Genomic DNA, 11,189 nt, shown 5'->3' with positions numbered 1-11,189 from the left:
ATAGACTTATCCACAGCTGCTAACTCAAAACGCAGCGACCAGCCCTGGGTCACATTTCGATCAGCAGGCTGGGTCAAGATTCAATCAGCGCCAACAGTCAGGAACAATGCCCCACCGACAAACATCCAGACCAGATACCACCAGAATGAGCGGATTTGCCAGTTATGGTGGCTATAGACGAAGCTGCCTGCGGTATCCTGGCGTTTTAGGTAGTTGACGATCAGCGGAATCCAGGACAGCGCGCCCAGTGAGAACAGCAAGCTGGCGGCGTGCCCGAGATACAGCCACCAGACAAGATTTTTCTCGGATTGCAACTTGTTATCGAAAACAAGTTCTTGTGTTTGTGCCATGGTTATCCTTCGAAGTTGAGGCTGGCGCTATTCCAACGCCGCTTACGCCAGTATAGACAAGATGCCATCCAAGCCGACAAAATTCAAGGCCACGCTGGCTTGCGCCCGCACCACCGGCTTGGCGCGGAAGGCGACGGAAAGACCGGCGATCTTCATCATGTTGAGGTCGTTGGCACCGTCTCCCATGACGATCGCCTGGCACGGAGCAATGCCCAGTTCAGTGCAAACGCGTTCGACTGTGTTTCTTTTTTCATCCGCATTGACGATGCCGCCTACCACTTTACCGGTTAGCTTGTCGTCGACGATTTCCAGCACGTTGGAATGGGCGTAATCAAGTCCGAGTTTGGCCTTCATGCGGTCGGTGAAGAAGGTGAAGCCACCTGATACTAGCAGTGTTTTGATGCCTGCCGCCTTGATTGCCGCCAGCATCGGCTCGGCTCCCGGCGATAGTTGCAGCCGTTCGTCATACACACGCTGCAGCGCGGAGGCATGCAGCCCCTTGAGCAACGCCACACGCTGAGTCAGGCTTTCATTGAACTCTAGCTCGCCGCGCATCGCCGCTTCAGTAATTGCCGCAACTTGCGCCTTGAGCCCTTGCATGTCGGCGATTTCATCGATGCATTCGATGGTGATCAGAGTTGAGTCCATGTCCATCGCCAGCAGTTTGAAACCGCTCAGTCGGCGGTTCGACGGTTGCAGCGCGTAATCAACACCGGCGCCTAAGCAAGCGGCGTCGAGTTGCGCCTTCTGGGCATCGGAAAGGGTGACGTTGTCGCAGCGCCATGCATGGCGGCCGGCATCGCTGATATCAGTAGCGCTGGCGCCGATCAGTGTGGAAATGCGCTCAATAGCGGCATGTTCTGCGTTCAGGCTTTGCAGGGTCAGTTTCATGTTTCGGTTGCGCTGATATGTTGTGAAAAATTAAATGAAAAGGCCGGTGTGGCCGGTTTATCCGGCCAGCGCCTTGAGCGTCGATTTGACCTGTGCCAGGCGCGCCGCCAGGTCGGGCATGTTAGCCGTAATGCGCAGCTTGTCCTGACCGTTGAGTTTAATATGTCGGTTCTTTTGAATCAGATCGATGATGCGCATGGCGTCGATCGGCGGGTTCGGCACGAATTGCAGCAGCGCCGAGTCGGTGTGCGCATCAATCTTGACGATGCCGATCGATTTGGCGGCAATTCGTAAGCGGTGCGTTTCGATCAAGGCTTTGGCCGGGTCCGGCAGCTTGCCGAAGCGGTCGATCAGTTCTTCTTGCAAGTCGTCGATCTTGCCCTGCTCGTTGCAGTTTGCCAGGCGCTTATAGATCGACAAGCGTTCGTGTACATCGCCGCAGTAATCGCTGGGCAGCAATGCCGGTACATGCAAGTTGATTTCCGTCGTGGTCGACAGCGGCGCTGCCAGATCCGGCTCCTTGCCGTTTTTCAGAGAGCGTACAGCTTCATTGAGCATGTCGGAATACAACTGGAAGCCGATCTCGTGCATTTCGCCGGATTGGTTATCGCCCAGCACCTCGCCGGCGCCGCGGATTTCCAGATCGTGCATCGCCAGATAGAAGCCGCTCCCGAGTTCTTCCATCTGTTGGATGGCATCCAGGCGACGCTGCGCCAGTTTGCTCAAGCCTTGTACATCATGTACCAGCAAATAAGCGTAGGCCTGATGATGCGAGCGGCCGACCCGGCCGCGCAACTGGTGCAACTGCGCCAGGCCGAACTTGTCGGCGCGGTGCATGATGATGGTGTTGGCGGTCGGGACATCGATGCCGGTTTCGATAATCGTCGTACACAGCAGGATATTGAAGCGCTGCGCGACGAAATCGCGCATCACTTTTTCCAGATCTCGCTCATGCATCTGGCCATGGGCGATGCCGATGCGCGCCTCCGGCAACAGTGCTTCGAGCATCGCCTTGCGATTCTGGATGGTGTCGACTTCGTTGTGCAGAAAATAAACCTGGCCGCCGCGCTTCAATTCACGCAGACAAGCCTCGCGGATGGTCGATTCGCCTTCGCTGCGGACGAAAGTCTTGATAGCCAGCCGCTTTTGAGGCGCGGTGGCGATGATCGAGAATTCACGCAAACCTTCCAGTGCCATACCCAGCGTACGCGGGATCGGCGTTGCAGTCAGCGTCAGCACGTCGACCTCCGAGCGCAAGGCCTTCAGCGCCTCTTTCTGGCGCACGCCGAAGCGATGTTCTTCGTCGATGATGACCAATCCCAAGCGCGAGAACTTGATATCGTCAGATAGTAATTTATGCGTGCCGATGACGATATCGAGCGTGCCATCAGCCATGCCCTTGATCGCTTGCGTGACCTCTTTGTCGCTGCGGAAACGCGACAACTCGGCGATTTTCACGGGCCAGTCGGCAAAGCGGTCGGCGAAGGTTTGGGCATGCTGTTCGGCCAGCAGAGTGGTCGGTGCCAGAATCGCTACCTGTTTGCCGCCTAGTACCGCTACAAAGGCGGCACGCAAAGCTACCTCAGTCTTACCGAACCCGACATCGCCACAGATCAGGCGGTCCATCGGTTTGCCGCTGGTCATGTCCTTGATCACGGCGTTGATAGCGGCTGCCTGGTCGGCGGTTTCTTCAAAGCCGAAGCTTTCGGCGAAGGCTTCGTAATCGTGTGCAGAATATTCGAAAGCATGGCCTTGGCGCAGCGCACGGCGCGCGTACAGATTCAACAATTCTGCGGCGGTGTCGCGTACTTGCTGGGCGGCTTTACGCTTGGATTTTTCCCATTGGCCAGAGCCGAGCGCATGTAGTGGGGCATCTTCCGGCGAGGCCCCTGAGTACCGCGAAATGACATGCAGCTGGGACACCGGCACGTACAGTTTGGTGTCCTTGGCGTATTCCAGGTGCAGGAACTCCGTCTCGCCTTCGCCCAGATCCATGCTGAGCAGGCCCATGTAGCGGCCGATGCCGTGGTGGACGTGTACTACCGGATCGCCGATCTTCAGCTCCGACAGGTCGCGCACCATCGATTCGACCTGAGTCGGTCCTTCCTGTTTCTTTCTGCCGATGCGGCGTCCAGAGCCGGCATACAACTCGGTTTCGGTGATGAAGGTGAATTGCGGCAGTTCGAAGCCGGCGTGCAACTGTGCTACACCGAGCATCAGGTTTTCGCCGGAGGTGATGAAGTCGGTATAGCCTTCGCACAGCGCAAGCGGTAAATTGTATTCGTTGAAATACTGCTGCAAGGTTTCGCGGCGGCCATTCGATTCTGCACAAATCATCACGCGGCGCCTGGTTTGCAACAGATAGGAACGCAGATTGGTCAGCGGATCGTCGATGCGGCGGTTGACTGCAATGTTGGGTATCGGTGCGGAAAGCTCCGATGCTGCGTCACCGTGCTTGATGATCCAGCGACCGAACGGCTTGACCAGGCTGAAGAATAATTCGTCGCTCAGGAATAGTGCTTCCGGCGCCAGTATTGGACGCTCGCGGTCCGCCTTCAGGAATTTATAGCGCGATTGTGTATCGCCCCAGAAGCGCTGAATCGCGCCTTCGATGTCGCCCGCCAGCGCAAACATCGTGCTCTGCGGCAGATAGTCGAACAGGGTTGCGGTTTCTTCGAAAAACAGCGGCAGGTAATATTCGATACCTGCTGAAGCAATGCCGCTGCCGATATCCTTGTAGATCGCTGAGCGCGACGGATCGCCTTCAAACACTTCACGCCAGCGGCTGCGGAACGCCGAACGCGCTGCCTCATCCATCGGGAATTCACGGCCTGGCAGCAACCGCACGTCTTTGACCGGGTACAGCGAGCGCTGGGTGTCGGCGTCAAAGGTGCGGATGGTGTCGATGGTGTCACCGAACAGGTCGAGCCGGTAAGGCAGCACCGAGCCCATCGGAAAAATATCGATGAAGCCGCCGCGCACCGAATACTCGCCTGGAGACATGACTTGATTGACGTGGCTGTACCCGGCCAGCGTTAATTGCGATTTCAGGCGCGCTTCGTCGAGCTTCTCGCCTTGCTTGAAAAAGAAGGTATAGCTCGCCAGGAAAGATGGCGGCGCCATTTTCACCAGTGCGGTGGTGGCAGGGACCAGCAACACGTCGCATTGGCCGTTCTGCACCTCGTACAGCGTCGCCAAGCGCTCCGATACCAGGTCCTGGTGCGGTGAAAAAGCATCGTAGGGCAGGGTTTCCCAGTCGGGCAACAGATGGCAGCGCAGGCCGCTCTGTTGGTCGTTGGCCTGCGCCGGCTGGAACCAGGGGATTTCCGAACGTAACCGCTGGCCGTCTGTGGCGTCTGCTACCACAACTACCAACATACGCTGTTGCGCCTTCAGCGCCAGCGCTGCTTGTGCCAGCGCGAACGCATCGGACGAACCATGTGCCGCCGGCAGTACAAAACGTGCAGCCGGCTTTGGCAACAATTTTTCTAGATCGAAGGACATTAGGGCCTGTTTAATAAACTAAGCTACAACCGACGGCGCAAACCTTCGCGCATAGCGGCTTCCAGATTATTCAGCAAGAGCGCTCCGGTCATGCAGAATATGAGCAAGAAAAGCCACAATACGCCTGATTTGACAGTTAAAATTCAGAGCCGCATTATAAACCACGAGCCACTTTGCCGATTTTCATCGGTTGCCCGGCCAATCGTGGTGCGCTTAGCAGAGGGGGCGGATATTGTCGTGAGCGATCCCCCAGTTTTTGTTGGATATTCATGGCATTTTTTTATCATTTTTCCAGAGTCGAGCGCGCATGAATCCTCCTCGCTATTTCGGCCTGATTCCTGCTGCCGGTATTGGTGCCCGGCTCGGCGTCGGCATTCCTAAGCAATACATGCCGCTGGCTGGCAAACCCATGCTGGCGCATGTGCTCGATACGTTCGCCGCCGCCGTCATCGCGCATACCTTTGTGGTAGTCAGCGCCGAAGATGGTTATATTCACGATCTGGTCGCCGCCGCGCCGCATTGGAGCGGGCGCATCACTATACTGTTTCGTGGCGGCGAGAATCGGCATGCGTCGGTGCTGAACGGCTTGCAGGCGATCCGCGCGCAGCTTGGCGACGACGACTGGATGCTGGTGCACGATGCGGCACGGCCCGGATTGACCGGTGTTTTGATCGAGAATCTGATCAGGGTGTTGCAGAATGATGACGTCGGCGGCTTGCTGGCGTTGCCTATGGTCGATACGCTCAAGCGCAGTGACCAGAATGGCCGGGTGGCGCAGACCGTGGAGCGCAGCGCGCTGTGGGCCGCACAAACGCCGCAGATGTTCCGCTATGGTTTGTTGGTGCAGGCGCTCACGCAGGCCACTGCGCTGACCGACGAGGCGGGGGCGATTGAAATGCTGGGCCTGCAGCCGCGCCTGATCGAGGGCAGTCCGCGCAATTTCAAGGTTACTTTGCCGCATGATGTTGCGCTGGCTGAGATGTTTTTGAGGAGTTGAGATTGCAGGACGTTTTTTAAGGGAAAAAGCATGAGCGGGCATCCCGGATTTCGCATTGGCCAAGGCTACGATTGCCATGTGTTGCAGGCCGGACGGCCATTAATTATCGGCGGTGTGACCATTCCGCATAAGACCGGTTTGCTGGGTCACTCGGATGCCGACGTACTGCTGCATGCGGTCATCGATGCCTTGTTCGGCGCCGCAGCGTTGGGCGATATCGGTCGCCATTTTTCTGACACCGATGCACAGTTTGCCGGCGCCGATTCCCGCAAGTTGTTGCGTGAGGCGGTACGTTTGATCGGAGTGGCAGGATTTGCAGTCGGTAATGTCGATTCGACCATCATCGCTCAGGCACCGAAGATGGCCCCGCATATTCCGCAAATGGTGCAACACATCGCTGCCGATTGCGGTGTCGCAGTGAGTCAGGTCAATGTCAAGGCCAAGACCAATGAAAAGCTCGGCTATCTGGGGCGGCAAGAGGGCATCGCGGCAGAGGCTGTGGCGCTGCTCTATCCTTTGTGATTCCAGACTGCCGCGGCCCGCAGCAAGCCGCTCCGGGCTTCAGGATCAGGCCTTCAATTCTTCAATTGCAGTTCTATTTGGGTTGTCAGGCCGCCGCCTTCGCGGTTGCTAACGCGCAGTTTGCCGCCGTGCTGTTTGACGATACGGCTGACGATGGCCAATCCGAGGCCCGAACCGTTGGCTTGTCCCCTGGCTATGTCGAGTCTGGTAAATGGCCGCAGCAAGCGATCTATTTCGTTTTCCGGAATGCCCTGGCCGTGATCTGCGACAGTAATAATCAGCTTGTCCTGGCGTGAATTGCAATCGATATCTATCGTTGCGGCAGTGTCTCCGTCGAGCTTGCCGTAGCGCCGTGAATTCTCTATCAGATTATTGAAGACACGGCTCAGTTCGGTGACGTCGCCCATGGCGTAAAGATGGGGTGCAATATGCGTGTGAATTCGTACATCGGCTTGACGTTCTGCGGTTTGTGCGACGGTCGCCAGCAGCTCACTGACATTTATTTTTTCAAAAGTGCTGGTGTCGGTTGGTTTTGCGTAATGCAGGAATTGCCCGATGATGCCGTCCATTTGCGCCAGATCCGATTGCATGCCGCTGCGTGCATCGTCGGAAAGATTGGCCATTTCTACCTCAAGCAGCATGCGTGCGAGGGGCGTGCGCAGATCATGGGAAATGCCGGCCAGAATAATCGCGCGGTCCGATTCGATGCGTTGCAAGTCATTGACCATCTGATTGAAGCTGCGGTTTGCTTCTTCAATTTCGGTTGGGCCGGTTTCAGGCAGCGGATCAGGGCGCAAGCCTTTGGCTACAGCGCGCGTTGCGGCGGTCAGGCGCGACAAAGGCTGGTTAATCAGCGTTGAAATGAATATCGCCCCCAGTAACGATAACAGCAGCGCAATACCGGCCCACTCCAGCCACTGTACGCCGGAACTGCGATCGACACGATCACGGTCCAGCATCAGCCAGTATTCGTCGCCATCGATCTTAAAGCTGATCCAAAAGCCGCCGATATCGTTGACCTTGGCAGAAAAACGGGTCTGGTTGCCAAGGCGCGAGCGGACTTCTCGCTCCAGGTCCGGCATGATCGGCGATTCCGGCGGCGGATCAATCTTGTCCGTATCTTCAAGCGGATAGATGCGGATACCTTCATTACCGGCGAGATCGAATAGCAGTTCCCGCCGCAGATCCGGCGCTGAGTGGGTAAGCGCTGCGCGCGTGATGGTGACGATGGAGATGATCTGTGCGGCGACTTGTTGTGCGCGCGGTCCGCGCTCGACGATCCGGAAGCTGGCGACCCATGCCACCATGCTGACCGTGATCAGGAACGCCAGCATGAAAAAGGTCCGCCACAGCAAACCGCTTTTCAGCCAGGCCAGCCGATTAGCGGTTGTCATGTGGCGCGACGATACTGCCGCGCCGAGCGGCAGCTTTGGAGGACGCAGACTGCGCAATCAAGCATCAACGTGGCTGGCCTTCTGGAATGAATACGTAGCCGAGTCCCCACACTGTTTGTATGTAAAGCGGGCTAGCCGGATCAGGCTCGATCAATTTCCGCAAGCGGGAAATTTGCACATCCAGGCTGCGATCAAAGACTTCATATTCCCGGCCGCGTGCCAGTTCCATCAATTTTTCACGCGACAGCGGCTGGCGCGCATGCCGCGCGAATACCTTGAGCACCGAAAATTCGCCGGTGGTCAGCGGAATCGATTCGCCATTCTTCTTCAGAGTGCGGGTACCGAGATCGAGCACGAATTCGCCGAATTCAAACGATTGCGGCGATTCCGATGGCGCGCCCGGTAACTCTTCTGGTCCTTTGCGGCGCAGCACCGCGCCGATGCGCGCCACCAGTTCACGTGGATTAAAAGGCTTCGGCAGGTAATCGTCCGCACCCATCTCCAGGCCGACGATGCGATCGACGTCTTCTCCTTTTGCCGTCAGCATGATGATTGGTGTCAGGTCACCAGCACCGCGCAAACGCCGGCAAATTGCCAGGCCGTCTTCGCCCGGCAGCATCAGGTCGAGAACTAACAGATCGTAGCGTTCACGGATCCATAGTTTGTTCATCGCCTGAGCGTTCTCTGCCGTGACAACCTGGAAGCCTTGCTCCGTCAGGTAGCGTCGCAGCAGATCGCGCAATCGAATGTCGTCGTCAACCACCAGAATTTTTTGCTGGTGGGCGCTAGGGGTATGTGTTGTGGTGTTGATTGTGTTCATGGTGGTATGGTAACTTCAGAGTGCGCAACAAAAATATAGTTGATGCCCATGGATTACAAAGTGTTACAAACTTTACCAAAAACGTCTTATGACAAGTAATAGGGAAGCTTACACTTAATTCGTGATGATGAATTCCCGATCGCTACCCTGAATTTAAAGAAGGCGTGCATATGATGATGTTTCGGAAAAACAGTATTTGTTTATTGCTGCTATTAGCGGCGATGAGCGCATCTGCACGTTCCGAGCGCACGCCTGAAGAGCGTCCGCAGCGCGGCTCTCCTTTGCCTTCACAGTATGACGCACGACGCGCTGGCGCGCCAGATGAGCAGTGGCAAAATCGCGGTCGTAGCGGCGAGCCTAACGAATCTGCCGCGCGCCCGAAGATGTCGCCCGATGAGCGACGCGAATTACGTCAGCAGATTGATCGGGCTGGGCGCGATATTTATCCGTCGCGGCGTTGAGGTAAATTGAGGTAAAAAATAATTTAACGTGAACCAAATGGTACGACGATAAAAAACCGGTGATGAGCAGCACCGGTTTTTATTGGCGCTGGCTTTGCTTGCGTAAATGAGTTGCGATGGCGTTGCGACGCCAGAGGGGGGGGCTATGCGACCTGCTGAAAATCTTGCGGTGTAATTGAGATGTAAACCAGAAACGGGTTGCAAGATTTCTCTTGCAACCCCTCGTAATACTGGTGCGGCTGGCAGGAATCGAACCCACGACCCCTTGGTTCGTAGCCAAGTACTCTATCCAGCTGAGCTACAGCCGCGAAAAACAAAATTGTATCTGAGCTTTGTTTATTTTGGAAGAGAAAATATTTAAAAAACTTTATATTTTCTTGCTGCTTGCAGAGTGAAAATCTTCATTTCCGCTTGCGCTCAACCAAGTCCGCTACTATCCCATAGCTATTTCTGTTTGGGAAGCTTTATTTTGAAATTTTTCTAGTCGATGATGCCATTCACGGTATGCCATGTTGGCGCCTGGCTCTGCAAGAACAGGGCGATTCTGATGTTGCTCGATCAGGGTTCTATTTTGCTGGTGGTCGATACAGTCGATACAGCGTTTAGCAAGGCGGTGGCGCCAGGATTATGGCAGCACTTGCCGATTTTTCCCTGTTGCGCCTGCTTGTGGTGGTAGCGTTGTTGCTGTTCGTGATGTTGACCATTGCAACGCTTGTCAGCCGTCTTCTTGGTTTCAATAAAGAAGACGAAATCACCATCGTATTTTGCGGATCGAAGAAACGTCCGGCAAGCGGGGTGCCGATGGCCAATGTACTGTTCGCCAGCCATGCAGTTGGCATGCGAGTTTTGCCGCTGATGTTGTTGCATCAGATTCGATTGATGGTCTGCGCCATGCTGGCGAAATGCTATGCAGATCGTCTCATTGAATGAAGTACTGCCTGCCGGACCACGCCCGGTATCGGGCGATGTCACGCCAGAAGATCGAAGCGACGGCGTATTGTCCTGCGGGATAATGCGCTGTCGCTTTGCGCCTTGTACTTAACTCATTAAGCCGTTCAACCGGACTTAAGGCGCTGGATTAGGCTGGCGTTGATGGATCGCCTCAATCTCTCCCAGAATTTCTTCATTCAGTGTGAGGTTCACGCTATCGAGATTGCTTTGCAACTGTTGCAGCGTGGTTGCGCCAATGACGTTACTGGTCAGGAAGCCGCGGCTATTAACGAAGGCCAGCGCCATTTGCGCCGGATCCAATCCATGCTTGCGCGCCAGTGCAACGTAGTCGCCGATGACGCGATTGACTTGCGGATTAGTGTAGCGGCTGAATCGTTCGAATAGAGTCAAGCGACCGTCGGCAGGCTTGGCGCCATCCAGGTATTTTCCCGACAGCACGCCGAACGCCAGCGGCGAGTAAGCCAGCAGTCCAACTTGTTCGCGGTAGGAAAATTCCGAGTGAGCGATTTCAAAAGTGCGGTTGAGCAGGCTGTATGGATTCTGGATGCTGACGATGCGCGGCAGATCGAACTTGTCGGACGCACGCAGGAACTGCGCAATGCCCCAAGGCGTTTCATTGGAAATACCGATATGGCGTACTTTACCGGCCTTGATGAAATCGGCCAGAATGGTCAGCGTTTCTTCAATCGGTACGGTATCTTCTTCAGCGATATGCTCATAGTTCTGCGTGCCGAAGCAGTTGACGCTGCGGTCTGGCCAATGTAATTGGTACAGATCGATGTAATCTGTCTGCAAGCGTTCCAGGCTGCCGTGCAACGCTTCTGTCAAACCTTTGCGATCAAAATTGTTGATGCCGCCGCGTACATGACGTGGATTGTGCGGCTTGCGCGCCGGTCCGGTGGCTTTGGTGGCGATCAGTACCTAATCGCGTTTGCCGGATTTCTTGAGCCAGCTGCCGACGTAGCGTTCGGTCGAACCCTGAGTCTCGGCGCGCGGCGGCACTGGGTACATTTCTGCGGTGTCGATCAGGTTGACGCCATGCGCCAGCGCCAGATCGATTTGCGCATGCGCTTCGGTTTCTGTGTTTTGTTCGCCCCAGGTCATTGTGCCTAGTGTAATCAGACTGACCTTGAGATTGCTTTGTCCTAGTTCACGATATTGCATTGTTGCATCCTTTGCGGCGGGTTCTAAGAGACGGTTTCATAAAGGCCCGAAGGGGCTGTTAACTTTTCCGGCAAGCTGCTACTCTCCGGCATTGATATAGATAAGGCTGAAGAAGAGATGGGCAAACCGATCGTG

8 protein-coding genes, 1 tRNA gene and 2 pseudogenes are annotated in these 11,189 nt (G+C 55.7%); 4 read left to right on the top strand and 7 right to left on the bottom strand.

The annotated features are described in order from the left end of the window. Nucleotides 1-92: 92 nt before the first annotated feature. The 3 genes and pseudogenes from ACIQ0R_RS07570 to mfd all read right to left on the bottom strand — a co-directional run. Nucleotides 93-350 (bottom strand): annotated as a pseudogene (locus ACIQ0R_RS07570) (DUF4870 family protein); the annotation flags it as partial. Between the two features lie 42 nt (nt 351-392). Then, nucleotides 393-1,241 (bottom strand): phosphoserine phosphatase SerB, encoded by an 849-nt coding sequence (serB, locus tag ACIQ0R_RS07565; RefSeq protein ID WP_395825734.1) that lies wholly within the window; start codon nt 1,239-1,241, stop codon nt 393-395. A 57-nt stretch (nt 1,242-1,298) separates the two neighbouring features. Continuing rightward, on the bottom strand, nt 1,299-4,745 hold the full coding sequence (gene mfd / locus ACIQ0R_RS07560; RefSeq protein WP_395825731.1) for a transcription-repair coupling factor: 3,447 nt from the start codon (nt 4,743-4,745) through the stop codon (nt 1,299-1,301). A 307-nt stretch (nt 4,746-5,052) separates the two neighbouring features. Here mfd and ispD point away from each other — a divergent pair, with 307 nt between their 5' ends. Together ispD and ispF are read left to right on the top strand one after the other, a co-directional pair. Continuing rightward, nucleotides 5,053-5,742, top strand: a complete 690-nt coding sequence (gene ispD, locus ACIQ0R_RS07555; protein WP_395825728.1) for a 2-C-methyl-D-erythritol 4-phosphate cytidylyltransferase — start codon at nt 5,053-5,055, stop codon at nt 5,740-5,742. A gap of 30 nt (nt 5,743-5,772) precedes the next feature. Beyond that, a complete protein-coding gene (ispF, locus tag ACIQ0R_RS07550) occupies nt 5,773-6,264 on the top strand; it encodes a 2-C-methyl-D-erythritol 2,4-cyclodiphosphate synthase (protein ID WP_395825725.1) in 492 nt (163 codons plus the stop codon). A gap of 53 nt (nt 6,265-6,317) precedes the next feature. On the opposite strand, the gene ACIQ0R_RS07545 is transcribed toward ispF, so the two are convergent. Next, nucleotides 6,318-7,658 (bottom strand): ATP-binding protein, encoded by a 1,341-nt coding sequence (locus ACIQ0R_RS07545; RefSeq protein ID WP_395825721.1) that lies wholly within the window; start codon nt 7,656-7,658, stop codon nt 6,318-6,320. A gap of 64 nt (nt 7,659-7,722) precedes the next feature. Then, nucleotides 7,723-8,478 (bottom strand): two-component system response regulator OmpR, encoded by a 756-nt coding sequence (ompR, locus tag ACIQ0R_RS07540; protein WP_395825718.1) that lies wholly within the window; start codon nt 8,476-8,478, stop codon nt 7,723-7,725. Between the two features lie 221 nt (nt 8,479-8,699). Between ompR and ACIQ0R_RS07535 the strand changes: the two genes are divergently transcribed. Beyond that, nucleotides 8,700-8,939, top strand: coding sequence for a hypothetical protein (locus tag ACIQ0R_RS07535; protein WP_395825715.1), 240 nt, complete (start codon nt 8,700-8,702; stop codon nt 8,937-8,939). 231 nt (nt 8,940-9,170) lie between these two features. On the opposite strand, the gene ACIQ0R_RS07530 is transcribed toward ACIQ0R_RS07535, so the two are convergent. After that, a tRNA-Arg gene (locus tag ACIQ0R_RS07530) sits at nt 9,171-9,247 on the bottom strand. 319 nt (nt 9,248-9,566) lie between these two features. Between ACIQ0R_RS07530 and ACIQ0R_RS07525 the strand changes: the two genes are divergently transcribed. Continuing rightward, on the top strand, nt 9,567-9,869 hold the full coding sequence (locus ACIQ0R_RS07525) for a bile acid:sodium symporter (protein ID WP_395825712.1): 303 nt from the start codon (nt 9,567-9,569) through the stop codon (nt 9,867-9,869). Nucleotides 9,870-10,004: 135 nt separating this feature from the next. Here the strand turns inward: ACIQ0R_RS07525 and ACIQ0R_RS07520 are convergent. Then, nucleotides 10,005-11,054 (bottom strand): annotated as a pseudogene (locus ACIQ0R_RS07520) (NADP(H)-dependent aldo-keto reductase). Nucleotides 11,055-11,189: the final 135 nt, after the last annotated feature.

Source organism: Collimonas sp., assembly GCF_044339385.1.
Taxonomy (GTDB): Bacteria; Pseudomonadota; Gammaproteobacteria; order Burkholderiales; family Burkholderiaceae_D; genus Collimonas.
This window is presented reverse-complemented; position numbering and strand designations above follow the sequence as displayed.

Bases quoted from the DNA above. Each gene is read 5' to 3' on its own strand.
- mfd (WP_395825731.1), bottom strand. From the start codon at position 4,745: ATGTCCTTCGATCTAGAAAAATTGTTGCCAAAGCCGGCTGCACGTTTT.
- ispF (WP_395825725.1), top strand. From the start codon at position 5,773: ATGAGCGGGCATCCCGGATTTCGCATTGGCCAAGGCTACGATTGCCAT.
- ACIQ0R_RS07535 (WP_395825715.1), top strand. From the start codon at position 8,700: ATGAGCGCATCTGCACGTTCCGAGCGCACGCCTGAAGAGCGTCCGCAG.
- serB (WP_395825734.1), bottom strand. From the start codon at position 1,241: ATGAAACTGACCCTGCAAAGCCTGAACGCAGAACATGCCGCTATTGAG.
- ACIQ0R_RS07545 (WP_395825721.1), bottom strand. From the start codon at position 7,658: ATGACAACCGCTAATCGGCTGGCCTGGCTGAAAAGCGGTTTGCTGTGG.
- ompR (WP_395825718.1), bottom strand. From the start codon at position 8,478: ATGAACACAATCAACACCACAACACATACCCCTAGCGCCCACCAGCAA.
- ACIQ0R_RS07525 (WP_395825712.1), top strand. From the start codon at position 9,567: ATGGCAGCACTTGCCGATTTTTCCCTGTTGCGCCTGCTTGTGGTGGTA.
- ispD (WP_395825728.1), top strand. From the start codon at position 5,053: ATGAATCCTCCTCGCTATTTCGGCCTGATTCCTGCTGCCGGTATTGGT.